This is a genomic window from Granulibacter bethesdensis CGDNIH1 (genome assembly GCF_000014285.2).
Lineage (GTDB): Bacteria > Pseudomonadota > Alphaproteobacteria > Acetobacterales > Acetobacteraceae > Granulibacter > Granulibacter bethesdensis.
In genome coordinates this window covers 2,400,554-2,426,625 of record NC_008343.2, presented here as the reverse complement: position 1 = coordinate 2,426,625, position 26,072 = coordinate 2,400,554, and the positions used below count along the sequence as shown (strand labels likewise).

The following is a 26,072-nucleotide window of genomic DNA, read 5'->3' as shown; positions in this document are numbered from 1 at the left end:
TGATCAGGCAGCATTTCCTGCCGATCAGCGGAGCCATGTTCACGGCTCCGATTGACCGGACGGCCTGCCGTTTCTAGCTTGCGCCGCATGGTGACGTCTTTATCCGCTTCTTCTCCTTCTGATCCCTCCTCTTCCGGCCCTGTGCCGGAGGTTCCCAAGGCATGGCCTTTTGAGGAAGCGCAGCGCGTTTCCGCGCGTCTGGCTGCAACCGGAAAAAAGGAGGCGCTGTTCGAGACCGGCTATGGCCCATCCGGCCTGCCGCATATTGGCACGTTCGGGGAAGTCGCGCGCACCTCCTGGGTGAGGAATGCCTTTACGGAGCTGACCGGCCTGCCATCCCGCCTGCTGGCTTTCAGCGATGATATGGACGGGCTGCGCAAGGTGCCGGATAACGTCCCGAACAAGGAGATGCTGGCCGAGTTCATCGGCCGTCCGTTGACCAGCGTGCCGGATCCGTTTGGCACCCATGACAGTTTCGGTGCTCATAACAATGCCCGGCTGCGCAGCTTTCTGGATGGGTTCGGCTTTTCCTATGAATTCGCGTCCTCCACCGAGTATTATCGGTCGGGCCGGTTTGATGTGGCCCTTCGCCGGTTGCTGGAAGTGTATGATGAGGTGACCGCTGTCATCCTGCCGACGCTGGGGCCGGAGCGTCGGGCGACCTACTCCCCCTTCCTGCCGCTTCATCCGGAAACCGGTATCGTGATGCAGGTGCCGATCGAGCATCGTGATGTGGAGGCTGGAACGATCGTCTGGCGGGACGAGAATGGCAAACGTTTCGAGACGCCGGTCACCGGTGGTGCCGCCAAGTTGCAGTGGAAGGCCGACTGGGCGATGCGCTGGTATGCGCTGGGTGTCGATTATGAAATGTCGGGCAAGGATTTGATCGACAGTGTGCGGCTATCCTCCCGCATCTGCTCCATTCTCGGTGGCCAGCCGCCGGTGACGCTGACCTACGAGCTGTTTCTGGACGAGCATGGTCAGAAGATCAGCAAGTCGAAGGGCAATGGCCTGTCCGTCGAGGAATGGCTGCGCTATGCCCCGCCGGAAAGTCTGGCACAATACATGTATAACGCGCCGCAGCGGGCCAAGCGCCTGTATTTCGACGTGATCCCGCGTGCTGCCGATGAATATCTCGCCCATGCCGATAAAGCCGCGACTCAGGATGAGGCCGCGCTGAAGACCAATCCCTCCTGGCATATTGCCGGACGGCAGGTGCCGGACCAGCGCAGTCCGCTCAGTTTCGCGATGTTGCTCAATCTGGCCAGTGTGGTGAATGCGGAGAATGCCGATATTCTGTGGGGCTTCATCCGCCGCTACTGCCCCGGTGCCACGCCGGAGAACCAGCCGTTTCTGGCGCGGCTGGCCGATCATGCGGTGATGTATTACCGTGATTTCGTGCTGCCGCAGAAAAACTATCGCGACCCGACAGAGACCGAGCGGGCTGCCCTGGTTGATCTGCGCGATGTGTTGCGGGCTATGGAACCGGATGCGTCCGAAACCGTCCTGCAGAATGCAGTGTTCGAGGTCGGCAAGAGACATGAATTCGCAGAATTACGCGCCTGGTTCGGCTGTCTTTATCAGGTGCTGTTGGGCCAGGTGGAGGGGCCGCGCTTCGGTAACTTTGTTGCCGTCTACGGCGTTGCTGAAACCGCTTCTCTGATCGAGGCCGCCCTTGCGCGCCAAAACACTCCCACGGCTTGACGCAAAGCGGATCCGCCAGCTGAGGCTGCTGGTTCGCGGCAAGCGGATCCTGCGGCGGGCCCCCGCTTTTCTGGGGATTCTGCTGCTGATCGGTGCGATCTATGTGGTGCAGAGGGAATTCCGCCATCTGAAGGTGGATGACATCAAACGCGCATTGGAGGAAATCCCCAATCGCGTGCTGTGGATCTCCGCCGGATATACGGTGGTTTCCTATGCCGTGCTGACTTTGTACGACAGGCTCGGCACGATTTATGCCGGACGGCGGGTCAGCTACTGGAAGGTCTCTCTGGCGTCTTTCTGTGCCTATTCACTGGCGCATAATCTGGGGTTTGCGGCGGTTTCCGGCGCTGCTGTGCGATATAGGCTGTATGCGCACTGGGGCCTGACACCGGTCCAGATTGGAAAGGTCATCGCCTTTTGCAGCCTGACCTTCGGGTTGGGCGGCATGGTGCTGGGCGGGGCGATCCTGCTGTGGGAGCCGGAATCCGTTCCGTTCTTCGGCCAGTGGCTGCCGGGATGGGGGATGCATCTGCTTGGTGTGGTCATGTGGGCTGTAGTCGCAGGCTATGTGACTCTGGCGCGCATGTTCGGTACCTTCCGGATGTTCGGCCATGAGATATCACTGCCGGGCGCACGGATGGCGGTGTTACAGGTTCTGCTTGCAACGGCGGATGTGGCAGTGACAGCGGCTATTTTCTATGCGTTGCTGCCGGAAGCGGAGGGGCTGACCTATCTGCGTTTTCTCGGTGTCTATCTGTCATCCTACACAGCCGGGCTGGCGGCCAATCTTCCAGGAGGACTGGGCGTATTCGACAGCGCCATTCTGATCGGGTTGTCAGGCTGGCTGCCCCCGCCGCAGATCGTCAGTGCGATTCTGGTTTTCCGTCTGTATTATTACATCATCCCGCTTTTCGTATCCGGCGCTTTGTTTGCAGGGAACGAGATTCTGCTGCGCGGCCGTAAATCCATTCCGCCAGCGGATCAGGAACAGGACGCATTGCCGGCTCCATCACGCTGGAGCGCGCCTGATCTGGCTGTCGGGGCTGCAACCGGGGCTGTGGCTCTGAGTGGTTCCCTGTTGCTTGGCCTCAATTTCGTCGATCCCAATCCTGATCTGTCCTGGCTCGGTATTGATGCGTTCGATGCAGCGAGGGAGGCAGAGATGTTTTTCCCTTCCCTGCTCGGAACCGGTCTGCTGGTCATGGCGGTTGGTCTGGCGCAGCGTGTGCGTCTGGCGTGGGGAATGACCATTCTGCTGCTGCTCAGCGGGGCTGCGGTCTCGCTGGTGCGGGGGGAAGGGCTGTGGGTTTCAGCTGTCCTGATTCTGACCGGGCTGCTGCTGGCTCCCTTCAGGGAGGCGTTTTACCGCCAGGCCCGTTCTCTCCGTGACCGGATGCAGGCCGAAACGGTGGTACCGCTTTTTGCCCTGGTGATTTGCCTGCTGATGCTGGCAGGGTTCGAGCGGCATGTGAGCGGACTGGCAGGGGCATCCTGGTGGAGCGTTGTCCTGTCGGCGGATGTGCCCAATGCGATCCGTGCCAGTGTGGCCGGGGCGGTACTCGCAGGGCTTGCGGCCATATGGGGACTGATTCGTCCGGCGCATGTGACCTTTCAACCATGGACGCCCGAATGGCGGATGCGTTGCGCCCGTATGAACGGGCTCAGCATTCCCAAGGCTGATGGTGTCGTTCTGGGGGAGGCAGCGCATGCGGGGATTCCGTTCTGTCGCGTCGGATCGCTTCTTCTCGGTCTGGGTGACCCCACAGGGCCAGAGGCAGACCGTGTCTCTGCCGTGTGGCATCTCCGTGATCTGGCGAGTCAGGAAGGGCGGGAGACTGCTTTATGGGGTGTCGGGGAGACCTATCTTCAGCTTTATGCTGATCTGGGGCTTCAGGCTGTGCCACTGGATAAGGACGGGTTGCCGCTCTCCGGCGGGCAGGGAAGGCTGGAGGGTCTCTATCTGGTGTGCAGGGCCGAGCGTGATCTGCAAACGATTCTGCCGGCTTTGTCCGGGCTGATGAGGCCTTCCCTGCTGGCAGAATAAGCTGTGTTTCGCGGTTGTATCGGTATTTTCTCCCCACCCATATCCCCTTCCGGCATGATCAAAGGCTGGATGACCCTGTTCTGAAGCCCCCTAACTGGGGCAGCATAGCTTCCCTGTTGCCGAACCCCATCGTCGAGGTCTGATTGCAATCATGAGAACGCGCATCAGTGAGGGTCTGCCCTATCCACTGGGAGCAACCTGGGATGGGCTGGGCGTTAATTTCGCGCTGTTTTCCGCCAATGCGACAAAAGTCGAGCTCTGTCTGTTCGATTCTTCGGGCATGCGGGAGTTACAGCGGATTGAATTGCCAGAATATACCGATGAGGTCTGGCACGGCTATTTGCCGGATGCCCGGCCCGGGCAGGTCTATGCCTATCGTGTACACGGTCCCTATGCGCCGGAGGTCGGGCACCGGTTCAATCCACACAAACTGCTGCTTGATCCTTATGCCAAGGCGATGGTGGGCGATCTGCACTGGGATGATGCCTGCCACGGCTATATCATCGGCGATGAGAAGGAAGATCTTTCATTTGATACGCGTGATAGCGCACGATTCATGCCGAAATGCCGGGTGATCGATTCCGCTTTCACCTGGGGGAGAGATCATCCCCCCAGCGTGCCATGGGAAAAAACGGTTTTCTACGAAACCCACCTGCGCGGCTACACCATGCGTCATCCCATGGTGCCGGAGCCTTTGCGAGGCACGTTCGCCGGTATGTCGGTGAAGGAAGTGGTGAAGCATATCAGATCGCTCGGTGTGACCTCCATCGAGTTTCTGCCGGTTCATTACTTCATAAATGATCGTTTCCTGATCGAACAGAACCTTTCCAATTACTGGGGCTACAACACGATCAGCTTTTTCGCACCCCATCCGCGTTATTCCGCCACCGGTGCAGTGGCGGAGTTCAAGGAGATGGTTGCGCATCTGCATGATGCCGGTCTCGAAGTGATTCTGGATGTTGTCTATAACCACACCGCCGAAGGAAATGAGCGGGGCCCGACCCTTTCTTTCCGCGGTATTGACAATGCCAGCTATTACCGGCTGGCCCCTGATCCACGTTATTATATCAACGATACCGGCACCGGAAACACGCTGAATCTGTCTCATCCCCGGGTGTTGCAGATGGTGACTGACAGCCTTCGCTATTGGGTGGAGGAAATGCATGTTGATGGTTTCCGCTTCGACCTCGCAACTATTCTTGCCCGTGAAGCATATGGATTCGATGAAGGAGGCGGCTTTCTGGACAGCTGCCGGCAGGATCCTGTTCTCTCCCGCGTGAAACTGGTGGCGGAGCCGTGGGATCTGGGGCCGGGCGGCTACCAGGTCGGTGGTTTTCCGCCCGGCTGGGCCGAGTGGAACGACCGGTTTCGCGATACGGTACGCGGTTTCTGGAAAGGGGAGGAAACAGCCTCCGCCATGGCTGCGCGGCTATGCGCTTCGGCCGATATTTATAACCGTCGTGGCCGCAAGCCATGGGCGAGTGTGAATTTCGTCACTGCCCATGACGGGTTCACCATGCAAGATGTCGTCACCTACAACGACAAGCATAATGAGGCGAATGGCGAGGATAACAAGGACGGCCATTCTCATAACCGCTCCTGGAATTGTGGAGTGGAAGGGCCGAGCGACGATCCGGCGCTCTGTGCATTGCGGGAGCGGCAGAAGAGGAATCTTATGGCGACGCTGTTCCTTGCGAAGGGAACGCCGATGCTGCTGGCGGGCGACGAGTTCGGACGCACGCAGCAAGGCAATAACAATGCCTATTGTCAGGATAACGAGATTTCATGGGTCGACTGGGACATCGATGCGGATGGTCATACCCTGATAGCCTTTGTGCGGACGCTGATTTCCTTGCGGGAGCGGTTCCCCATCCTGCGACGCGGACGTTTTCTGACGGGTGCCTATGATGAGGAACTCGGTGTTCAGGATGTCACCTGGATCGCTGCCAGTGGCGACACGATGGAACCTGCCGATTGGGAAAACGGCACACGGTGTTTCGGCATGCTCATGGACGGGCGAGCACAGGCCAGTGGTGTCAGACGGGCCGGAACGGACACCACGCTGCTGGTGATTTACAACGCCCATCATGAGGAGGTACCCTTTCATTTACCACCTTGTGCCGGGGCACGGCGATGGGAACTGACATTCGATACCAGTCAGCCGGAAGGTGCCAAAACCCGTGCCTATCGGATTGGACAGGTTTATGCTGTCACAGCGCGATCAGTGGTTCTGTTCGCGCTCCAACCCTGATGATTATTTAAGAGCCTGATAAGAAAATTGAGGCTTACAGCAGAGACGGAATGTGCTGATGTAACCACCATTCATCCGATGATGATTGAAGTTGCTGGACCTTTTAAAAAGAAAAAAAGGAACGTCCCTTGAAAGCTGTTATACGCTGATGGCCGGGCAGTTAAAACGGGATGTTGGTCCCTGGGCACTGATGTTTACCGGCCTTGGCTCCATTATCGGCTCGGGTTGGTTGTTCGGGGCCGCGAGGGCCGCCAATCTGGCAGGGCCGGGAGCCATTTTTGCCTGGTTGATGGGAATGGGAATCGTGCTGCTTTTCGCCCTGCTGGGGGCGGAGCTTGGTACGATGATGCCTGAATCCGGCGGTATGGTGCGGTATGCACGGTACAGCCACGGTTCCCTGCTTGGATTTTTTACCGCCTGGGCCAACTGGATTTCCATCGTCAGCGTGATTCCTATCGAGGCCGAAGCCTCGGTTCAATATATGAGTTCATGGCCCTATCCATGGGCACAGCATCTGATGGTGAACGGGGAGCTGAGCGGATTTGCGCAGCTGCTGGCAGCAGGGTTGGTTGTCGTTTATTTTCTGCTGAATTACTGGGGCGTGAAGTTGTTCGCGCGTAGCAATTCAGTCATTACCGTGTTCAAGATCATCATTCCGGCTGTAACGGCGGGGGCGTTGATGGCATCCTCGTTTCATCCCGGCAATGTGAGCGGTGCCACTTCAGCGGACGGTATGCTGCCTTATGGGCTGGCGGGCGTGCTGACCGCCATTGCCACATCAGGCATCATCTTCGCCTTCAACGGATTTCAAAGCCCTTTGAATCTGGTAGGAGAAGCCCGTAATCCGGCGCGCAGTGTCCCCTTTGCAGTGGTCGGTTCCGTGCTGCTGGCGGGGGCAATTTATGTACTGCTTCAGGTTGCCTATCTGGGTGTTGTCGATCCGGCCAGAATCGTAGACGGATGGGCGCATGTAACGTTCAACTCACCGTTTGCGCAGCTGGCGCTGGCCCTTAATCTGAACTGGCTGGCGCTTCTTTTATATCTGGATGCATTTGTCAGCCCGAGCGGTACCGGCATCACCTATATGGCCAGTACCACGCGTATGGTTCATGGCATGCAGCGCAATGGTACGGCACCGGATGTGCTGGGTGCCGTGCATCCCATCTACGGGATTCCTCGGGGAGCATTGTGGTTTAACCTCGGTGTTTCCTTTATCTTCCTGTATTTCTTTCGTGGTTGGGGAGAGTTGGCAGCAGCGATCTCTGTGGCAACAGTCATCAGCTATGTCATGATTCCGATCTGTGCGATGAGTTTGCGCCGTACAGCGTCCGACATGAAACGGCCAGTGCGTGTGCCGGGAATTAATGTGATCGGCCACTTCGCTTTTATGTGTGCTTCCCTGCTACTGTACTGGGCGCGCTGGCCGCTGACCGGCTATATTATCGTGTTGCTGGTCGCAGCCCTGCCGATTTATTTCTATTACCAGACCAAAAACGGTTGGACCGGGGCCAGAGATGATGTGAGGGCCGCACGATGGTTCATTCTGTATCTGCCGGTTATGGCGGCTTTGTCATGGGCAGGGAGTGACAAGTTCGGAGGGCATGATTATCTGCCCTATGGGTGGGATATGGCGATCGTGGCGGCGATTTCGCTGGTCTTCAGCCATTGGGGGGTGCGCAGCGGCTGGCGCACCGATGCTCTTGAGGTCGCCGCGAAGGAACATGCCGCCCAATAAGGAATAAGGGCGGCGCTGCGGGCTACCGGAACGTTTATGGTCGGCTTTGCTGTCTGGTTGCCGTTACATGCACGCTTATTGCAAGCACAGTGACGGTAGCCCCCAGCAGGCACAGCGGCGTCCAGCCCCCTTGATGCCATACGAGACTGGCCAGCATTGATCCGGCTGCCCCACCCAGAAACATCAGGCCCATATAGATCGTGTTGATACGCGCACGTGCATCCGGGCGGAGTGCATAAATACGATGCTGATTGGAGATCTGGGTTGCCTGCACGCCCAGATCCAGCAGCACGACGCCGGCGGCAAGTCCGGCGATGCCTGGCACGGCGCAGAATACGCCCCAGCTTGCCAGTACCAGAATCAGGCCCAGCCCGATCATCAGCTCCGGTCCTCGCCGATCGGCCAGGCGTCCGGTCACAGGGGCGATCAGAATACCGGCAATGCCGAGGATACCGAACAATCCGGCTGCGCCCGCTCCCAGTTCAAAAGGAGGTTGTTCCAGTCGCAATGCCAGAATGGACCAGAATATACTGAATGCAGCGAACTGTCCGATCTGGATAAAGGTTGCGTGTCGCAGTACCGGTTCCTGCCGCCATAACGTACCGAGCGACAGCAGCAGTGCGCCATAGCGGGTGCGCGTGACCGGTGGCAGAGAAGGCAGCATAATCGCCAGAGCGACAGCCGCCAGAAGATCCAGCACGGCTCCGGCCCCGAAAGCAGCGCGCCAGCCGACCATATCGGTGACCCAGCCGGACAGGGTACGGCTGAGCAGAATGCCGCAGAACAATCCGCTCATCACCATTCCTACGGCGGCGCCGCGGCGAGAGGGGGCAGCCAGCGCGGCCGCCAGCGGCACAATCTGTTGAGTAACCGAAGCACCCAATCCGACCAGTACGGAAACAGCCGCAAGCCCTGCGGCACTTTGTACCATTCCGGCCAGGATCAGGGCCAGCGCAGCTGCGAGTGTCTGGATCAGGATCAGACCGCGCCGGGGCAGCATATCGCCCAGCGGGACCAGCAACAGTAAACCCAGCGCATAGCCGAGCTGGGTTGCGGTCGGAATCATTCCGATGGCCACCGGATGACCGGGGAATTGCACGCTGATCGCCCCGAGCATCGGTTGATTGTAATAGATTGCCCCGACTGTGCACGCGACACAGACGGACAGAACCCATTGGATCCAGGGGGATACGCCATCAGGCGTTTCGGAAGGGGGATGCTGGCTGCTGCTTGTCGCAAACTGCGGAGAGTGCGAATCTTTGGACATGAGACCAGTCCAATATCGTATGGGCAGCGCTCTTCAAAGGATTAAGCACGGATGATGGATATGCTGGCACTGGCTTTATCCGCTCTGGCCTTGCTGGCGGTTGTGTGGATCCTTCTGTCCCTGCCGTCACGTCTGGCGGCGGCGATGGAGCAGTCCGATGCGCGGGGCCGTGATGAGACGGAAGCGATGCGTCGGCATCTGCTGGATATGGAACGCGCCTTGTCGGCGGCATTGCGTGAGGCGAACACGGAAGCCATGGGGCGTATTTTCTCGGAGGTTGGCACCGCGACCGGCGCGCTGCGCCAGGATGTCACCGGGTCTCTGGGGGCGTTGCGGGATGCGCAGGGCCGCGCCATCGGTGATCTGCACACGGCGCTGAGAGAGGGGCTGGACCGGCTGCGTGAAAGCAGCGAGGCCAGATTGGCGGAAATCCGCACGGCGGTGAACGAGCAGCTTCATGCGGCTGTTGAAAAGCAGATGACGGAGAGTTTCGCCCGCGTCATTGACCAGTTCACCGCAGTCCAAAAGGCGATGAGCGATGTGCAGGCAGTCACGGCGCAGATCGGCGACATCAAGCGCCTGTTCAGCAATGTGAAGACCCGTGGCGGCTGGGGGGAGGCGCAGGTGCGCGCCATGCTGGACGATGTCCTTCCGCCCGGCAGTTATGAAACCAATAAACGCCTGCGTGATGATAGTGATGAGGTGGTGGAATTCGCTGTCATCATGCCGATGAAAGGGGATCGACCGGTTTACCTGCCGATCGATGCCAAATTCCCGGTGGAGGATTACGAACGCCTGCTTGCCGCCTCGGAGGCAGGAGATGTAGAGGCAGAGCGAATGGCAGTGGCCGGTTTGACTCGTCGCATCAAGGATGAGGCGCGCAAGATCGCGACGAAATATGTGCTGCCGCCACGTACGGTGGAATTTGCCGTGCTGTATGTGCCGACGGATGCGCTGTATGCGGAAATCGCTCGTGTTCCCGGCCTGATCGACGAGGTGGGACGCCTGCATCGTGTGCTGGTGCTCGGGCCGAGTGTGTTTCCGGCTTTGCTGCGCACCATCCATCTCGGCCATGTCACGCTGGCGCTGGAACAGAAGGCCGATCAGATCAGAACGTTGCTGGGTGCAACCAAAACCGAGATGGAGCGCATGGATAAGGTGCTGGAGCGTCTGGCCAAACAGGCTGGTACCTTCAGCAACACGATTGAAAGTGCCCGTGTCCGCACGCGGGCCGTCGCCCGCACCTTGCGCGGTGTCGAGGGGAGGGAACCGGAGGAAGCTGAGCGTCTGCTTGCTACGGGAGAAGCCGGAACAGAAGAGGCTGAGGAGGGGCTGTTTTAACGGCTGACCCCATTGTGCGGCGCTGATTTATTGGAGTGGCAGGAACAAGTCGGTGACGGCCTGATGCTCCGCGACATCGGGGAACAGGGTGATACGCTGACAGTACAGCGGAAAATCTCCCGGTGTTTCATTGCTGATCGGTAACCATACACGATAAAGATAAGCGGCAGCCTGTTCCAGATTGTCGCTCTGCCCCGTGATGCGCAGGACGGCGCACCGTCCACCGGGGATGATGCCTTGCTCAATGTTTTCGCCGTTTGCTTCCCTTCTTCTATTGGTGCCGACGCACAGATCAAGCCAGTATTCCTCTGGTGATGTTGTGTGTGGGTCGGAGTGAAAGATGTTGAAAGTCGGGCTGATTCGTGGTGTCAGCCCGGTTGCCTTGCGCCATGCGATGAAACGTTGAATCGTTGCTCCAATCGTCGCCGGATTGCCGCGATGCGTCATGATGGCAACCGGTATCGGGTCCGTTTCACGGATGGTGATATCTTCTATTGTGAAACGTAGCTGTATGCATCTGCTTCTGGCCTGGTCGAGTGGTTCAAATGTTTCCAGCAATTGTTGCCAGTCCGGATCTGTCCTGAAGGTGGAAGGGGATTGTCCGAACTGTTTCCGGAAGGCTCTGACGAAGGCATCCGGTGCATCGTAACCGGCATCCAGCGCAATATTGGTAATCCGCTCGGCATTGCGATAGGCCAGTCGGAAAGAAGCCCGCTTCAAGCGACTGAGCTGAATATAATTGTGAACGGACAGGCCAAACAGCGCTGTGAATTGCCGGTGAAAATGATATTTTGAAAAAGCCGCTATATTGCTCAGTATTTCGACGCTCAGCTCATCGTCGAGATGGTGGTCAATGTAATCGAGCACTCTCTGCATACGGCTATGATAGTGTTGAAGTGGTACCTTCATGGCTGCTCCCCCGTGAAGGCACCATTCTGGACGCGCACAGTCATGGCGCGCGCGACCGATCTTGCGGTTTTGGAGAAGATCACCTCGAATCAGATGGTATCCGGAGTAACAAACCCACCACTTTGCAGGATGAAATCAGCGATTTCCTGCACACCCTGCTGATCTTTCAGATTGGTGAACAGGAACGGGCGCGTTCCACGCATCTTGCGAGCATCGCGGTCCATGACACCCAGATCGGCCCCCACCAGAGGGGCGAGATCGATCTTGTTGATGACCAGCAGATCGGATCGCGTGATGCCGGGGCCACCTTTGCGGGGGATTTTATCGCCGGCCGAGACGTCGATGACATACAGCGTGAGATCAGCCAGTTCGGGTGAGAAAGTGGCCGCAAGATTATCGCCGCCGCTCTCGATGAACAGGATATCGAGGCCGGGGAAACGCTGGCTCAGATCACGCACCGCGGCGAGGTTGATGGAGGCATCTTCACGAATGGCGGTGTGCGGGCAGCCGCCTGTCTCCACACCTACGATCCGTTCAGGCGCGAGGGCACCGGACCGTGTCAGAAATTCCGCGTCTTCCCGTGTGTAGATATCATTGGTGATGACAGCAATATTGTAGGAATCACGCAAGGTTTTGCAAAGACGGTCTGTGAGTGCAGTCTTACCGGAGCCAACCGGGCCGCCGATCCCCACCCGGAACGGGCCATGCGCGAAGCGGTCGGAAGGAGAATGGGCGGTCATGATCGGAACAGCCTCGTATATTGTGTTTCGTGACGGATGGAGAACAGATCGAGCATCGGTACGGCCGAGCCTGCGTCTTCCAGTGCTGTGTTCAGCCCGTGATCGGTGGCGCGCTGAAGATCATCCAGCAACGCGGCCTGTGCCCGCTGCCCGTCCGTTTGGCCCAGCGGAATCAGCCTGACACCGGCAGAGACCAGATTGGCGGCAAAGGCGGACAGATACCCGAACAAAGCGGCCCGCAGCGGAATCCCCTGCCAGCAACTGGCAACTCCGAAGGCGACGGGATGGACGATGCTTTCATCATGACGGGCGCAGAAAGCGGCAAAGCGTGAATCGGGCCATGCCGCCTGCGTTACATCGCAAAAGGCCCGCCCCTGTGCGGATGTTTCCAGTGCGGTTTCCGCGCTGCTGCGCCATGCAGCCCCCAGAACAGCAAGTTCATCGAGCCGTGCATGATCTTCTGCCTGCGCTGCCCGCCATGAAGCGGCGAGTAACGGACCATCAATCGCTGCCGCCCCGTCATGCAGCACGGTGGCGACATAATCGGCGAGGCTCTGCCGATGATGCACCAGACCATCCTCCACGGCGGTTTCAAGTCCATGGCTGTAAGTATAGGCCCCGACCGGATAGGCTGGAGACAGCCAGCTCAGCAGCCGGTACAGCGCGGCATCGCCAGTGGAGGAGGTGGGGGCAAAGTCGTCAATCATGCGTGTGAGTATGACCGTGATCGTGATCGTGTTCATGATCATGTGGGTGACCATGGGCATGCGCGTGATGCCGGTTATGCTCGCCATAGGCCCCGCCTTCGGGATCGAATGGCATGGTCACGGAACGCACATGTGCACCCAGTCCACGCAGCATGGCGACAATCACATGATCATCACGGATCAGAATCCGGTTCTCGCTGATCTGGGCTGGAAGATGACGGTTACCGAGATGCCAGGCCAGCCGTGACAATTCGTCCGGACCATGCGCGGTGATCTCGATCAGAGGTTCCGGTGCGGCCCTCACCGCGATCAATGTGCCATCCTCGACCTGGATAGCGTCACCATCCCGCAGGACGGTTGCTTCGATCAGATCGAGCAGAATCCGGCGGCCTTGTTCGGTGGTGTAGAGCCTGCGGCGGCGATGCCGGTCATCATAATCCAGTCTTACGCTGTCATCGGCGTGGGAGGCATTCCATTCGCCGCTGCGGCGGAGGTGACGGGCGACAGGCACGATTTCGGTCATTATGGATCAATTCCTGCAACAGCATGGGTAGTCAGAACAGAAAATACCGTTGCGCCATCGGTAATATCTCCGCCGGCTCACAGATCAGCAATTCACCATCGGCCCTGACTTCATAGGTTTCCGGGTCGACTTCGATATGCGGACAGTAATCATTCAGCACCATATCCCGTTTCGACAGGCCGGACCGGGTGTTCTTCACCGGCAGCAGGGCGCGACGGCTTTGCAGCTTCTCCGCCAGACCGTGTGTCAGAGAAGCCCCGGAGACAAAAATCAGGCCGCATTCCGGCAGCGCTGCTCCGTAAGCGCCGAACATAGGCCGGTAATGTACCGGTTGTGGGGTGGGGATCGAGGCATTGGGATCGCCCATCGGGGCCATCACGATGGTACCGTTCTTCAGCACCATATCGGGTTTGACGCCGAAAAACGCTGGCGACCACAGCACAAGATCGGCAAACAGGCCAACTGCCACGCTGCCGACATGATCGGCGATCCCCTGCGCAAGCGCGGGATTGATGGTGTATTTCGCGATGTAGCGCCGCACCCGCAGATTGTCGTTATCGCCCGTCTCACCGGGCAGGCGGCCGCGTTGCTGCTTCATCTTATGCGCGGTCTGCCAGGTGCGGATGATGACTTCTCCTACCCGTCCCATCGCCTGACTGTCGGAGCTGAGGATCGAAATGGCACCCAGATCGTGCAGAATATCCTCGGCGGCGATGGTTTCACGCCGGATGCGGCTTTCTGCGAAGGCGACGTCCTCGGGAATGCGGGCATCAAGGTGGTGGCAGACCATCAGCATATCCAGATGCTCGTCAGCCGTGTTCACTGTATAGGGCATGGTGGGGTTGGTGGAGCTGGGCAGCACGTTGGCTTCCCCCACCAGTTGCAGAATATCCGGCGCGTGACCCCCGCCTGCGCCTTCGGTGTGGAAAGCCTGAATGGTGCGTCCACGTAGCGCGGCGATGGTGCTTTCCACGAAGCCCGCCTCGTTCAGCGTATCCGAGTGCAAGGCAACCTGAACATCCAGCGCATCGGCGACAGACAGGCAGTTGTCAATTGCGGCAGGGGTGGAGCCCCAATCTTCATGCAGTTTCAGCCCTGCGGCCCCCGCCAAGATCTGCTCTTCCAGGGCGGCGGGGAGGGTGGCATTGCCTTTGCCGAGAAAACCGAGATTGATCGGAAATCCTTCGGCCGCTTTCAGCATCCGGTGCAGATGAAAGGGGCCGGGTGTTACGGTGGTGGCCAGTGTGCCGTGTGCTGGACCGGTGCCGCCGCCGAACAGGGTGGTCATGCCTGCGGACAGCGCTTCCTCGATCTGCTGCGGGCAGATGAAATGGATGTGCACGTCGATCCCGCCCGCGGTGAGGATGCGCCCCTCTCCGGCGATGATCTCCGTGCCGGGGCCGATCACGATATCCACACCGGGCTGGGTGTCGGGATTGCCGGCTTTGCCGATCGCGGCGATACGACCCGCTTTCAGCCCGACATCCGCCTTCACGATGCCCCAATGATCGACGATCAGGGCATTGGTAATGACCGTATCCATCGCACCGGCAGCGTTGATCATCTGCGACTGGCCCATGCCGTCACGGATAACCTTGCCACCGCCGAATTTGACCTCCTCGCCATAGGTGGTCAGGTCGCGCTCCACCTCGATGATCAGATCGGTATCAGCCAGACGCAGGCGGTCCCCGGTGGTAGGACCATACATGCCGGCATAGGCGGCGCGGGAAAGGCGGGCCATCAGAGGGCTTCTCCGGTTTCGTTCCGGAAACCATGCACAATTCGTGCCCCGCGATAGGGGATCAGAGGAACCTCCCGACTCTGCCCCGGCTCGAAGCGGATCGCGGTCCCGGCGGGAATATCCAGCCTCTGTCCACGCGCCGCTTCCCGGTCGAACTGAAGCAACGGATTGGCTTCGGCGAAATGATAATGGCTGCCGATCTGAACCGGACGGTCGCCGGTATTGGCGACCACCAGTGTCGTCACGGGCAGGCCATCATTCAGAATGATCTCGCCGGGGGCGGAAAAAACTTCACCTGGTATCATCGTGGCGTGTCCTTGCCGCTCAACGGATGGGATTGTGTACGGTGACCAGTTTTGTGCCGTCAGGGAAGGTTGCTTCCACCTGCACGTCGTGAATCATCTCCGGCACACCTTCCATCACCTGTTCGCGCGTCAGGACGGTGCCACCATCGCGCATCAGTTCCGCCACGCTGCGGCCATCGCGTGCGCCTTCCACGACGAAATCGGTGATCAGGGCGATGGCTTCGGGGTGGTTCAGCTTCACGCCGCGTTCCAGACGGCGTCTGGCAACCTGCGCTGCCATGGCGATCAGCAGCTTGTCTTTTTCGCGGGGAGTCAGATGCATCGGCGTGGCCTGTGTGCGGTCGTTGGGGATGAGGGATGAATTATGGGCGGTGCCGCTGGTTGTGGTCCAGCCGGATCAGCTCAGCCAGAGGCGAGGGAGCCGGGCCGGCCCATGCATCGCGTGGGTGCGCAGTATGATCATTGCCTCTTCCACCCCCTGTCTGACGGCTGTGGCAGAGCCGATCAGACGGCCCAGTAGAAGACCGGGACGCGGCACAGTGACGCCCTTGCCGGTCTCGTCCTGCCATTTTTCACGTAACAGATCCCGATAGGCGGCGGCATCCGTGGCTGCCAGCACGATTGTGGCCATGGCCGGATGACGGTTCAGTCCGAACGGATGGTCCAGCACGCGTGCAGGCGGGTCCGGAAGACGGAAATTGTCCGCCCAGAGCAGTTTGCCATCCCGCCATAGCCGCCAGTGATCGGAGAAATGGCCATTCAGAAATGTTTCCTGATGCGCGGTCCGCCCGAAAATGATCGTTTCGGTAGCCAATAATCGGGCATCGGTGGCCAGCGAAACATTCATCCGGCGGCGCAGTCTGGCCCCGTTGAACAGGATCGTTTCCTGCGGCAGCCACTCCAGCGCCGCTTCCGGTCCGGCAGTCAAGATGTTGCTGATGTCGGTATCCGGGCCGAGCGAGCGGTAGACTTTCTCTGCCGCTGCTGTGCAGAGCGTGGCGCGGGCCTGCGCATCCAGCGTCATTGTGAAAGAGAGCCGGTCGCCTCCGGCCAGCCCGCCAGCGATGTTGACCAGAGCTGCGACCGGAGCTTCATCCGGTTCCGGCATGGGCATCAGCACGCGAAGAGGGGCTGCCTGATGCAGATCAGCCAGCCGGGTACGGCTATCGTGATGGCGAAACCGGATTGCGGCATGACCATCGGCCCGCTGGTGGCGGGGGGAGGCTGCCTGATCAGGGTGCTCCCCGCCCGTCAGCGGAGCAGCCCGCTATCCCGCAGGTGGCTGACGACCTGCTCGGCCAGAAGCTCCGGGTCCTTGCCGAAAGCTTCCAGATGAACCTCCGGGTTTTCCGGCGTTTCATAAGGAGCGTCGATTCCGGTGAAGCCGGTGATTTCCCCTGCCTTGGCCCGTGCATACAGCCCTTTCGGATCGCGGCGGGCGCATTCGTCGATCGGTGCATCCACGAAGACCTCGACAAACGCGCCTTCCGGCACCAGTGCCCGTGCCGCCGCGCGATCGGCGGCATAGGGGGAGATAGCGGAAACCAGCACGATCAGCCCTGAATCATGGAACAGACGTGCTACCTCAGCGATACGGCGGATATTCTCGCGCCGATCGCTCTGGGAGAAGGAGAGATCCTTGTTCAGCCCGTGCCGCAGATTGTCGCCATCCAGCAGATAGGTGTGGCACCCCTGGGTCAGCAGCTTCTGTTCCACCAGATTGGCGACGGTGGATTTCCCGGCGCCGGACAGACCGGTGAACCACAGAACGGCAGCGCTGTGTCCCTTCAATGAGGACCGGGCCGCCGTATCCACGGTATGACGATGCCAGACCGCGCCTTCCGTGGCGGCGGCGGCCCGGACCATTCCGGCTCCCGCTGTTGCATTTGTGATGCGGTCGATCAGGATGAAGCCGCCCAGATGGCGGGTGACGTCATAGGATTCGAATGGTACGGGCCGATCAAGAACCAGTTCGATCTTTGCGACCTCGTTTTGCAACAGGCGCTCGCCGGGTTCTTCTTCCAGCGTGTCCACATCGATCTTTGCACGGATCGCAGCGACGCGCCCGCCCAAAGTCAGTGTGCCGATTTTCACCAGAAAAGCAGCGCCGGGCAGTAGCGGGGCTTCCTGCATCCAGACCAGATCGGCTTCCAGCCGATCGGCACTGGGGGGGATGGAATCAGCAGCGCTGAGTACATCGCCGCGTGAGGCGTCGATTTCGTCTTCCAGAAAAACGGCAACGGCATCACCGGTGCGGGCTTCGGAAAGATCGCCGCTCATGGTGGCGATCCGGGCCACCCGGCTGGAGGCTCCGCCGGTGACGTTGGTGATCTGATCACCGGGGCGCAGCACGCCGCTGGCAAGGGTGCCGCCGAAGCAACGTCCGCCACCCTGCGGGCGGAGAACGATCTGCACCGGCATGCGGAACGGATGGGTGGTTTCTTCCGGCTCGATCTCGACGGTTTCCAGATACTCGATCAGGGCCGGACCGGTGTACCAGGGCGTGTTTTCGCTCGGGCCGGTGATGTTGTCGCCAGCACGGGCAGAGAGAGGGATCGCCACGACATCCCTGAAATTCAGGCGGTCGGCGAAGGTGCGGAACTCGTTTTCAAGCTCGCGGAAACGCTCCTGATCATAGCCGACCAGATCGATCTTGTTGACCGCCAGCACGACGTGACGAATCCCGAGCAGGGAAGCGATGGTGGCATGGCGCCGTGTCTGTACACGCAGCCCGCGCCGTGCATCACACAGCATCACGGCAACCTGCGCGGTGGAGGCCCCGGTCGCCATGTTCCGGGTGTATTGCTCGTGGCCGGGAGTATCGGCGACGATGAAATGACGACGAGCGGTCGAGAAAAACCGGTAGGCTACGTCGATGGTGATGCCCTGCTCACGCTCGGCCAGCAGCCCGTCCAGCAACAGGGAGTAATCAGGATCATCCGCCGAGCGCCCGCGCCGGATGCTGTCGCGCACCATCGTCTCGATCTGATCCGGCGGAACGCTGCGTGTATCATGCAAAAGACGCCCGATCAGCGTCGATTTGCCATCATCCACACTGCCGCAGGTTAAAAACCGCAGCAGACCGCCGGAGCGGGCCGAAGAAGCGGGGGAGGTCGGGGGCTGGCTCAAGTCATCTCTCCGGGCGGATCGGCGTGTGGATGGCGGATTGATCCGGTCATCCCGTCAGGTGGCGCGTGTTATCGCTGGAATCACCAGCTTGTCTAGGGATACGAACAGGCTTTGCCTGTGGGGCAAGGCCTCCCATATTGCATGGCATCCTTTAGAGCACCCCGATAGGGGGTGTCTCATGAGAGTCTGAAGGGGAGGAGACAGGCAGAATGGCCGATCACAACACTGGCTGCGGCTGTGGCAATCATGCACCGTCATGTGGCGATGACCGCTGGCAGGACACGTTAACCCCGGAACAATATCGTATCCTGCGCCAGCATGGTACGGAACGGCCGGGTACCAGCCCGCTCAATGATGAAAAGCGGCCCGGCCTGTATGCCTGTGCCGGTTGCGGGCAGGTGCTGTTCGATGCCGCGGCGAAATATGACAGCGGCTCTGGCTGGCCCAGCTTTTTCCAGCCGCGGGAGGGCGCGGTGGCCACCACGACGGATACCAGCCACGGCATGGTTCGCACCGAAGTCCATTGCAGTCAGTGTAACGGGCATCTCGGCCATGTTTTCCCCGATGGGCCGCGTCCTACCGGCCTGCGTTACTGCATGAACGGGCTTGCTTTGCGTTTTGAGCCTGCACCAGACTGAAAAGCACGGGGACTGAAAAGCACGGGGACGGGCTGAATTCCTGCTCACAGGGTTGCGAAATATATCGTCTCGCGGTGTCCTGACCCTCCTGCGATGGTTGAGGACACTGCCTTCCCATGACCGATTCCCCCAATACCGACCCCGCTTTCCCGCCCCTGACCGACCTGCCGGAGACAGATCCGTGGCCGGCGCATCCTTCCCATGAAAGCGAAGAGGAAGGCGGCGGCGCAAAAGGGATCAGCCGTCAACTGGCGCTGAAACATGGCGACTGCTTTCTGGTGGCGGACCAGATGGGCGACATGCATGGCGACGATGACGGGTTTTTCGACAACGATACCCGTGTTCTGTCGCGCTTCCGTCTGATGATCGGGGATCGCTCTCCTTCCTTGCTCGGGGCTGCGGTCAGCTATGACAATGTCTATGCCACCACCAATATGACCAACCGGCCTCTGCCGCCACTGGGTGGGCAGTCCCTGCCGGAAGGGGTCATTCTGGTGGAGCGCCGCCGGTTTCTGTGGAATCATTGTCTGTACGAGCGAATCACGCTGGTCAATTTCGGGCAAACGCCCGCCACGGTTCCAATCGAACTGCGTTTTGCCGCCGATTTCCGCGATATGTTCGAGGTGCGTGGATTACAGCGCGTCTCCCGCGGGCGTGTGATGCCGCCGGAAATCAATCATGGTATGATGCGTTTCGCCTATCAGGGCCTGGATAAGATCAACCGGGTGACGCTGATCAGTTTCTCGATTCCTCCCGCCAGGCTGGAACCGGGGCTGGCGGCGTTTCTCTTTCATCTGGAGCGGGAAGGGCGGATTGAGCTTTTTATGGAAATCGGTCCGCAGGCCGATGCTTCCCCCTCGCGGGAAAGGTTTCGCAAAGCGGCTGCACGTGCGCGTTGGGCCATGCGGGCGAAGCGCCGTCGCGCCGCCGAAATCGATACGCCCAGTCGCATGTACCGCCAATGGATTGATCGGTCTGCCGCCGATCTGGCGTTGCTGACGACCGATTTGCCGACCGGCCCCTATCCTTATGCCGGAATTCCATGGTTCTCGACGCCATTCGGACGTGATGCAGTCATTACTTCCCTGCAAAGACTTTGGCTTGATCCGGGCATGGCGCGGGGTGTGCTGACTTTTCTGGCCAGCCATCAGGCAACAGAGACATCCAGTTTTCAGGATTCCGCGCCGGGCAAGATCGTGCACGAGATGCGGCATGGAGAGATGACCGCGCTCAAGGAAATACCGTTTGGTCAGTATTATGGCGGTGTCGATACCACGCCCCTGTTCGTGGTGCTGGCAGGTTCCTATGCCGATCGGACCGGAGATATGGCGCTGATCGACACTTTGTGGCCCGCGCTGATGGCGGCCATTGCCTGGGTTGAAGGGCCGGGAGATTCCAATGGCGACGGGTTCCTGGACTATGCCCGCGGTGAGGAAAGCGGACTGGCCAATCAGGGCTGGAAAGACAGTTTCGACAGCGTGTTCGGGGCTGATGCCAAATTCCCCCAGGGGCCGGTGGCATTGGTGGAGGTGCAGGGCTATGTGCATGCCGCCTATCTCGCCCTTGCCAGCCTGAGCGAACGGCGTGGTCTGACCGAGGACGCCGTGCGCTGGCGCACCAAGGCGACCCGTCTGCGGGCAGCCATTGAAGACAAATTCTGGATGGAGGATCTCGGCTGCTACGGCATCGCTTTGGATGGGAATGGGGAGTTGTGCCGGGTTCCGGCCTCCAATGCCGGGCATCTGCTGTACACGGGGGTTCCATCGCCCGAGCGGGCGGCCCGGCTGACCCGCTTGCTGTCCTCGCCTTCTTTTAACAGCGGCTGGGGTATCCGCACCCTCGGCACGACGGCGCCGCGATATAATCCCATGTCCTATCACAATGGTTCGGTCTGGCCGCATGATACGGCGTTGTGTGTGGCCGGGATGGCCTCTTATGGCGAACGTGACGTTGTTTCCCACATCACGCGCGATATGTTCGAATCTGCCGTTCATCTGGGAATGCGGCTGCCGGAATTGTACTGTGGTTTCCCCCGCAGCCCCGGAGAAGCGCCCATCAGCTATCCGGTGGCCTGCCTGCCCCAGGCCTGGGCGGCGGGATCGGTGTTCATGATGTTGCAGGCTTGTCTCGGGCTGCGGATCAATGGCTGGAAGAGGGAAATTACGGTGGACCGGCCCACTCTGCCCTATGGTCTTGATGTCCTGCACCTGAAGCGTTTGCAACTGGGGGACAGCTTCGTCGATCTGACCTTCCAGCGGGTAGGTGATCGCGTGGTTTGTCTGCCGGGTGCAAACAGCCGCGCTGTCGTCAGCATCGTGACCCGATAACAGGGTGGCAGGAGCATGCGGAATGGATGAGGAATCCTCAGCCCGGCGCGCGCTGGTGGAGGCGTGCCGAACCATGACGTCTCTGGGAATCAATCAGGGAACGGCCGGGAATATCAGCCTGCGTTGGGGAAACCGGATGCTGATTTCTCCCTCCGCGATTCCTTATGACGAAATGACGCCCGATATGGTCGCTTCCATGCCGCTGGATGATGACAGTGGCGGGTGGGAGGGCCCCTGCAAGCCATCGACAGAATGGCGTTTCCATCATGGCATCCTGTGCTCACGGCCGGAAGTCGGGGCCGTCCTGCATGCGCATCCGGTGTTCTGCACCGCGCTGGCTATGGCGCGACGGTCTATTCCACCCTGTCATTATATGATCACATGCTTCGGCGGCGACGATATACGGTGTGCTCCCTATGCCACGTTCGGCACGGCAGAATTGGCTGATCTGGCCCTATCCGCACTGGAGGGGCGCAAGGCCTGCCTGCTGGCCAATCATGGCATGGTGGTCTGTGGCACTGATCTGCGTCAGGCATTGTGGCTGGGGGTGGAACTGGAAACGCTGGCCAGGCAATACTGGCACAGCCTTCAGATTGGGGGACCGGTTCTGCTTTCTCCGCGAGAACTGGCAGAAACCCGCGCTCGTTTCCAAGGGTACGGGCTTCAGGAAAAACAGAAGCCCTAAACTCTAAGAACAGTTTCCGCCAAGCGTGAACCCTGTATGATTCTGACTTCAACCGATCCCTCACCAGGAGTGCAAAATCATGGCGTCATCCCCCGAACTGACCCTTGAACCCTTACCCCCCCATCTTCAGGACGATTATCTCCGTCTGGCCGTCCGTGAGATCGGGGAATGCCTCGCTGATCTGGGACGTGTGCTGGCGCAGGGTGCCCGGGAAGATAATGTCGGCACCCGTGGATCAATTGCGGCCGGGCTTGAGCGGGCTGCGCGGCATATTCGAGGGGAGCGGGAAGTCGTTCGTTAAAAGCCTTTGATGGCCCTGTGTCGATCCCGAAGGAATATAAAATTATTCAGCAGGGCCAATTTTTTTAGATTTTGTTGGTTATCGATTTTAAAACTATTTTCCTACAAATATAAAAATTTTATCTATTTAAATAATATTTTGTCAGGCTTTTTTCAGATAAAGTTATTGTTGATGGAATAAAAACCTAATTTTAAAAAATGTGATTAAAGTAACAAATATAATTAATTATGATAAAAATCAATTTACCTAACAAAATTCAATTTAAGGTTGCAAAAGCTATTATGTTTCCTTTAATCGGAATATCAAATGCGGTTACAGGTTAACCCTAAAACCATCGTACTGTGGTCATTTTCCTGCCAGGATATTATATGTCAAAGTAAATAATTTTTCCTCGTTTTAAATAATTACTATAATTATAAAAATAAATAAATTTATAGTTTTAAAACGGTTGGGTGTATTCGCAAAAAATTCTACATAAACAAACACGATGAAGATTTTATTTTTTTGAGGTATTGCTATGTCGATTGATCCTTCTGTTATGTGCCATTGTGGTAGTGGGTTGCGCGCAGTCCGCTGTTGTTTGGTTGAGCCGGTTTCAATGGTGGCAGCCAATAGCGCGGTTTATCTGGCCCCCACGACCGAGCGGGCACGTCAGGCATTTAAAATAGGCAATGCCGCCGTTGCTGAAGAGCTCAGCCTGGCCGTTCTGGATTTGTCCCCTTATGACCCGGATGCGCTGTTAATGTTAAGCCAGATCCGTCTGGCGCAGAATAATCATAGCGCTGCCAAGGCGCTGCTTTCACGTCTGGTGAAGGCCAATCCTAATCTGGCCGTTCAGCTGACACAGCTGGCCAGGCTGCATATGGAAGTCCGTGAACTGAAAGATGCGGAGCGGGTTGCACGCATGGCGATCCGTGCGGATCCCACTCTTGCTGACGCTCATAATGTGCTGGGGATGATCCTGAGTGAAGCAGGTGAATTGATCGGGGGGGAGGCATGCTATCGGCATACGATCGCCATGATCGACCAGCCTGATGCGATCATTCTGGCCAACCTCGCATGGAATCTGACGTTGCAGGGGCGTTTTGAGGAAGCTGCCAGTTCCTATGAGCAATCTCTCAGCCTTGCTCCTGATGTTCCGCAGACTGTCATCGGTCATGCCCTGCTGGAAAGAAAAGCTGGACGACTGGAAAAAGCTCGGGACATCCTGTCCCAGGCGTATGAAAAAGCAGGCGAAAACCGCTTTCTGGCCGTTCAATATGCGGCTGTTCTCAATGAACTCGGTCTTGCGGCCCAGGCTCTGGATATTGTGAATGCCCTTCCCGGGGAAGATATCACCCGCAGCTTCTTTGAGTGGAAGGAGCGCGGTAACATTCTTTACGGGTTGGGTCGTTATGAAGACGCTTTTGCAGCATGGCAGGAAGGTGGGCGTGCTCCGGATGCGCCGCTGGGGGTCGGGCCTGTCGGGTTGGGTGGTTATGTCGAGCGTCTTAAAAGCTTCTTTACCGCAACCAAACTTGGATTGATCAGTGCTGCTGCGAAAGAATTCGACGGCGGTATACAGCCGATCTTTGTTGTCGGAGCTTCTTCTCAAATAACAGCTCCGTTCGGAAAATGGATTGCCTCAACTATTTCTGCGCCCACCATTGCATTGGGGCCGCTGCTCTCCAGCCTGATAGAGCGTCTGCCGGAAATGGTGGCATCGCCGTATGCCTATCCGGAGGCCTTGGCTGATCTCTGGATGGCTGATCGTGTTTCAAGCCTGAGAACGCTCAGGGAAAAGCTGCAGGACCATTTCCGCTCAGTCCAGGCACAGGGACAGGACAAGAGCAATTGGATCGTGAATATTGATCCCCTTGATGAAACACAAATCGGCCTGATCGCTCTTCTTTTCCCATATGCGCCGATCATTCATCTTATTGATCACCCTCTGTCTTCTGCGGTGCGGAAATTTGCTTCCAGCACGCCGGTGTTGCTGGAATATGATGGGACGATTGAAGGTGCGGCTGAATATGTAAAAGCAATGTCAGACATTGCTGAACATATGCGCAGCAATTTCGTCCTGAAATATCTGCCGGTCAAAATTTCGGATCTGCTGCAGAACCAATCCATGGCTTGTGAGCGGATCACTAATTTCGTCAGCTTCGAACCTGTCTACGGCCGACAGCATCCCCTTACTCTGCCTCCGATCATGGGATATGAGCCATTTTCTGCTCATCTTGCGGAAGCCTCTAAAATCCTTTCCACCCTGATCCAGGCAAGAGGGTTTGAGGCCGTCGTGAGCGAACCCAGCACTGCAAATGCCAATGTCTGATTTATCCATAGCGCCAGATCAGGTTTCGCTGGGCGTTGCCGAGATTTTCGAGGCTGCAATCCGGCATGATGAAGCCGGGCGGATTGACAGGGCCGAAAGCCTTTTGCAGACAATTCTGAAGCAGCATCCGCACCATGCGGATGCCCTGCATCTGATGGCTGTTATTTCCTATAAAAAAGGAGATATGCAGCAAGCATTGGCTTATGCGGAGCAGTCCATTCTCTGCGGGGTTAATACCCCTCTTTATATTCGCAATATATGCGAATTCTACCGGCTCTGCGGAAAGCTGGATGAGGCGCTGGTAACCGCCCGGCGGGCAGTCGAACTGAATCCGGGAGATGGCGAAGCACTTCATAATCTGGCGATTGTGGAAATGGATGCCGGGCTAAATGCAGAGGCGCAGAGGAGCTTTCGAGCGGCATTGTCAATTGTGCCTGATATGGCAGGTGCCCATTTCGGCCTTTCTGAAGCCCTGCTTCAGAATGGAGAGTTCAGGGAAGGATGGGAAGAATACGAATGGAGATTCCGTATTCCTGATGCGGCACCCCCTATTCCTTATACAGATAAACCTCAATGGGATGGATCGAAGCTCGAAGCGGATGAGACACTTTTACTGGTCGCAGATCAGGGATTCGGTGATGCCATCCAGTTTGGTCGGCTCATTCCCCGTGTTCTGGAAAGGTGCTCGAAAGTATCTGTAGGGTGCAGTCCGGAGCTCAAGCCTCTGTTGCAAATGATATGCCCGGAAGCACGTTGTTTCGTTAACTGGAATGACACCGGTGACTATAAGGCGTGGCTACCTATTACAGGACTGCCACGTATTTTTGATATCACGCTTGATAATATTCCAGATCGTGTTCCCTATCTGTATGTCGATGAGGAAAAAAAAGCAGCCTGGTCGGCAAAGCTGGATAAAATACTGCCCCGTCGTTTCAAAAGAATTGGCATTGTATGGGCTGGCCGACCAACACATAAAAATGACTGGAAGCGTTCTGTACAGCTGAAGGAATTCGAGGCTCTTGCTAACTGCCCTGATGTTGCCTTTGTAATTTTGCAGAAGGGGCCATCGCAGTCGCAGGTGGGTGAATTTTATGGGGTTGCGCCTGTGGTGCATCTCAGTCTCGAAGTCAAAAGCTTTGAAGATACCATGGCGATTATGGCCGGGTTGGATCTGGTCATTAGTATCGACACCTCGGTGGCGCATCTGGCTGGTGCGATCGGTGTACCTTTATGGTTGATATTACCTCATATCGCTGAGTGGAGATGGTTGATTGGTCGGGATACATCCCCTTGGTATCCGACTGCGCGTCTGTTTCGTCAGTCAGATTGTGGCGACTGGAAAAGTGTTTTTGAACAAATGCGCCTTGAACTTGGTTCGCTGCAAAGAAAATCGTAATACAACCATATCAAA

General features: G+C 58.1%; 21 protein-coding genes. 11 read left to right on the top strand and 10 right to left on the bottom strand.

Annotated features, from left to right (window positions below):
* The first annotated feature begins 87 nt into the window (after positions 1-87).
* From GBCGDNIH1_RS23375 to GBCGDNIH1_RS23360, 4 genes are all read left to right on the top strand, one after another.
* Positions 88-1,704: a lysine--tRNA ligase gene (locus GBCGDNIH1_RS23375; protein WP_011632874.1), complete on the top strand. Its 1,617-nt coding sequence runs from the start codon at positions 88-90 to the stop codon at positions 1,702-1,704.
* Positions 1,676-3,748 (top strand): lysylphosphatidylglycerol synthase domain-containing protein, encoded by a 2,073-nt coding sequence (locus tag GBCGDNIH1_RS23370; RefSeq protein WP_025287474.1) that lies wholly within the window; start codon positions 1,676-1,678, stop codon positions 3,746-3,748. The genes GBCGDNIH1_RS23375 and GBCGDNIH1_RS23370 overlap by 29 nt, the downstream gene beginning before the upstream one ends.
* 151 nt (positions 3,749-3,899) lie before the next feature.
* A complete protein-coding gene (gene glgX, locus GBCGDNIH1_RS23365; RefSeq protein ID WP_011632872.1) occupies positions 3,900-5,999 on the top strand; it encodes a glycogen debranching protein GlgX in 2,100 nt (699 codons plus the stop codon).
* A gap of 148 nt (positions 6,000-6,147) precedes the next feature.
* Positions 6,148-7,734, top strand: a complete 1,587-nt coding sequence (locus GBCGDNIH1_RS23360; protein WP_043453160.1) for an APC family permease — start codon at positions 6,148-6,150, stop codon at positions 7,732-7,734.
* A 34-nt stretch (positions 7,735-7,768) separates the two neighbouring features.
* On the opposite strand, the gene GBCGDNIH1_RS23355 is transcribed toward GBCGDNIH1_RS23360, so the two are convergent.
* Positions 7,769-9,001 (bottom strand): MFS transporter, encoded by a 1,233-nt coding sequence (locus GBCGDNIH1_RS23355; RefSeq protein ID WP_011632870.1) that lies wholly within the window; start codon positions 8,999-9,001, stop codon positions 7,769-7,771.
* Between the two features lie 51 nt (positions 9,002-9,052).
* Between GBCGDNIH1_RS23355 and GBCGDNIH1_RS23350 the strand changes: the two genes are divergently transcribed.
* Entirely contained in the window at positions 9,053-10,342 is a 1,290-nt protein-coding gene (locus GBCGDNIH1_RS23350; RefSeq protein ID WP_011632869.1) for a DNA recombination protein RmuC, read from the top strand.
* Positions 10,343-10,369: 27 nt separating this feature from the next.
* Here the strand turns inward: GBCGDNIH1_RS23350 and GBCGDNIH1_RS23345 are convergent, their stop codons facing one another.
* The 9 genes from GBCGDNIH1_RS23345 to cysC form a co-directional block, all read right to left on the bottom strand.
* On the bottom strand, positions 10,370-11,251 hold the full coding sequence (locus GBCGDNIH1_RS23345) for an AraC family transcriptional regulator (RefSeq protein ID WP_011632868.1): 882 nt from the start codon (positions 11,249-11,251) through the stop codon (positions 10,370-10,372).
* Positions 11,252-11,340: 89 nt separating this feature from the next.
* Positions 11,341-11,991 carry an urease accessory protein UreG gene (gene ureG, locus GBCGDNIH1_RS23340; protein WP_011632867.1) on the bottom strand — a complete coding sequence of 217 codons (651 nt, stop codon included), beginning with the start codon at positions 11,989-11,991 and terminating at the stop codon, positions 11,341-11,343.
* Positions 11,988-12,758, bottom strand: coding sequence for an urease accessory protein UreF (locus GBCGDNIH1_RS23335; protein ID WP_408874655.1), 771 nt, complete (start codon positions 12,756-12,758; stop codon positions 11,988-11,990). Before GBCGDNIH1_RS23335 ends, ureG begins: the two co-directional genes overlap by 4 nt.
* Positions 12,691-13,221, bottom strand: coding sequence for an urease accessory protein UreE (locus tag GBCGDNIH1_RS23330; protein WP_011632865.1), 531 nt, complete (start codon positions 13,219-13,221; stop codon positions 12,691-12,693). Before GBCGDNIH1_RS23330 ends, GBCGDNIH1_RS23335 begins: the two co-directional genes overlap by 68 nt.
* 31 nt (positions 13,222-13,252) lie before the next feature.
* Positions 13,253-14,962 (bottom strand): urease subunit alpha, encoded by a 1,710-nt coding sequence (gene ureC / locus GBCGDNIH1_RS23325; RefSeq protein WP_011632864.1) that lies wholly within the window; start codon positions 14,960-14,962, stop codon positions 13,253-13,255.
* Complete coding sequence (locus tag GBCGDNIH1_RS23320; RefSeq protein WP_011632863.1) at positions 14,962-15,267, bottom strand: urease subunit beta; 306 nt, start codon at positions 15,265-15,267, stop codon at positions 14,962-14,964. Before GBCGDNIH1_RS23320 ends, ureC begins: the two co-directional genes overlap by 1 nt.
* Positions 15,268-15,286: 19 nt before the next feature.
* A complete protein-coding gene (locus GBCGDNIH1_RS23315; protein WP_011632862.1) occupies positions 15,287-15,589 on the bottom strand; it encodes an urease subunit gamma in 303 nt (100 codons plus the stop codon).
* Positions 15,590-15,664: 75 nt separating this feature from the next.
* Positions 15,665-16,381 (bottom strand): urease accessory protein UreD, encoded by a 717-nt coding sequence (locus GBCGDNIH1_RS23310; RefSeq protein ID WP_050748476.1) that lies wholly within the window; start codon positions 16,379-16,381, stop codon positions 15,665-15,667.
* A gap of 137 nt (positions 16,382-16,518) precedes the next feature.
* Positions 16,519-18,396 (bottom strand): adenylyl-sulfate kinase, encoded by a 1,878-nt coding sequence (gene cysC / locus GBCGDNIH1_RS23305; protein WP_011632860.1) that lies wholly within the window; start codon positions 18,394-18,396, stop codon positions 16,519-16,521.
* 209 nt (positions 18,397-18,605) lie between these two features.
* Between cysC and msrB the strand changes: the two genes are divergently transcribed.
* The 6 genes from msrB (at position 18,606) to GBCGDNIH1_RS23275 (ending at position 26,057) form a co-directional block, all read left to right on the top strand.
* Positions 18,606-19,034 carry a peptide-methionine (R)-S-oxide reductase MsrB gene (msrB, locus tag GBCGDNIH1_RS23300; RefSeq protein ID WP_011632859.1) on the top strand — a complete coding sequence of 143 codons (429 nt, stop codon included), beginning with the start codon at positions 18,606-18,608 and terminating at the stop codon, positions 19,032-19,034.
* A 116-nt stretch (positions 19,035-19,150) separates the two neighbouring features.
* Entirely contained in the window at positions 19,151-21,361 is a 2,211-nt protein-coding gene (locus GBCGDNIH1_RS23295; protein ID WP_011632858.1) for an amylo-alpha-1,6-glucosidase, read from the top strand.
* Positions 21,362-21,383: 22 nt separating this feature from the next.
* Positions 21,384-22,046 (top strand): class II aldolase/adducin family protein, encoded by a 663-nt coding sequence (locus GBCGDNIH1_RS23290; RefSeq protein WP_025319954.1) that lies wholly within the window; start codon positions 21,384-21,386, stop codon positions 22,044-22,046.
* A gap of 79 nt (positions 22,047-22,125) precedes the next feature.
* Positions 22,126-22,347: a hypothetical protein gene (locus GBCGDNIH1_RS23285; RefSeq protein WP_011632856.1), complete on the top strand. Its 222-nt coding sequence runs from the start codon at positions 22,126-22,128 to the stop codon at positions 22,345-22,347.
* Between the two features lie 598 nt (positions 22,348-22,945).
* The gene (locus tag GBCGDNIH1_RS23280; RefSeq protein WP_043453151.1) at positions 22,946-24,661 is read left to right on the top strand and encodes a tetratricopeptide repeat protein; all 1,716 of its coding nucleotides are present in this window, start codon (positions 22,946-22,948) and stop codon (positions 24,659-24,661) included.
* Complete coding sequence (locus tag GBCGDNIH1_RS23275; protein ID WP_025318451.1) at positions 24,654-26,057, top strand: tetratricopeptide repeat protein; 1,404 nt, start codon at positions 24,654-24,656, stop codon at positions 26,055-26,057. Before GBCGDNIH1_RS23280 ends, GBCGDNIH1_RS23275 begins: the two co-directional genes overlap by 8 nt.
* Positions 26,058-26,072 lie beyond the last annotated feature (15 nt).

Bases quoted from the DNA above. Each gene is read 5' to 3' on its own strand.
- GBCGDNIH1_RS23375 (WP_011632874.1), top strand. From the start codon at position 88: ATGGTGACGTCTTTATCCGCTTCTTCTCCTTCTGATCCCTCCTCTTCC.
- glgX (WP_011632872.1), top strand. From the start codon at position 3,900: ATGAGAACGCGCATCAGTGAGGGTCTGCCCTATCCACTGGGAGCAACC.
- GBCGDNIH1_RS23360 (WP_043453160.1), top strand. From the start codon at position 6,148: ATGGCCGGGCAGTTAAAACGGGATGTTGGTCCCTGGGCACTGATGTTT.
- GBCGDNIH1_RS23355 (WP_011632870.1), bottom strand. From the start codon at position 9,001: ATGTCCAAAGATTCGCACTCTCCGCAGTTTGCGACAAGCAGCAGCCAG.
- GBCGDNIH1_RS23350 (WP_011632869.1), top strand. From the start codon at position 9,053: ATGATGGATATGCTGGCACTGGCTTTATCCGCTCTGGCCTTGCTGGCG.
- GBCGDNIH1_RS23345 (WP_011632868.1), bottom strand. From the start codon at position 11,251: ATGAAGGTACCACTTCAACACTATCATAGCCGTATGCAGAGAGTGCTC.
- ureG (WP_011632867.1), bottom strand. From the start codon at position 11,991: ATGACCGCCCATTCTCCTTCCGACCGCTTCGCGCATGGCCCGTTCCGG.
- GBCGDNIH1_RS23335 (WP_408874655.1), bottom strand. From the start codon at position 12,758: ATGCCCATGGTCACCCACATGATCATGAACACGATCACGATCACGGTC.
- GBCGDNIH1_RS23330 (WP_011632865.1), bottom strand. From the start codon at position 13,221: ATGACCGAAATCGTGCCTGTCGCCCGTCACCTCCGCCGCAGCGGCGAA.
- ureC (WP_011632864.1), bottom strand. From the start codon at position 14,962: ATGGCCCGCCTTTCCCGCGCCGCCTATGCCGGCATGTATGGTCCTACC.
- GBCGDNIH1_RS23320 (WP_011632863.1), bottom strand. From the start codon at position 15,267: ATGATACCAGGTGAAGTTTTTTCCGCCCCCGGCGAGATCATTCTGAAT.
- GBCGDNIH1_RS23315 (WP_011632862.1), bottom strand. From the start codon at position 15,589: ATGCATCTGACTCCCCGCGAAAAAGACAAGCTGCTGATCGCCATGGCA.
- GBCGDNIH1_RS23310 (WP_050748476.1), bottom strand. From the start codon at position 16,381: ATGCCCATGCCGGAACCGGATGAAGCTCCGGTCGCAGCTCTGGTCAAC.
- msrB (WP_011632859.1), top strand. From the start codon at position 18,606: ATGGCCGATCACAACACTGGCTGCGGCTGTGGCAATCATGCACCGTCA.
- GBCGDNIH1_RS23295 (WP_011632858.1), top strand. From the start codon at position 19,151: ATGACCGATTCCCCCAATACCGACCCCGCTTTCCCGCCCCTGACCGAC.
- GBCGDNIH1_RS23290 (WP_025319954.1), top strand. From the start codon at position 21,384: ATGGATGAGGAATCCTCAGCCCGGCGCGCGCTGGTGGAGGCGTGCCGA.
- GBCGDNIH1_RS23285 (WP_011632856.1), top strand. From the start codon at position 22,126: ATGGCGTCATCCCCCGAACTGACCCTTGAACCCTTACCCCCCCATCTT.
- GBCGDNIH1_RS23280 (WP_043453151.1), top strand. From the start codon at position 22,946: ATGGTGGCAGCCAATAGCGCGGTTTATCTGGCCCCCACGACCGAGCGG.
- GBCGDNIH1_RS23275 (WP_025318451.1), top strand. From the start codon at position 24,654: ATGTCTGATTTATCCATAGCGCCAGATCAGGTTTCGCTGGGCGTTGCC.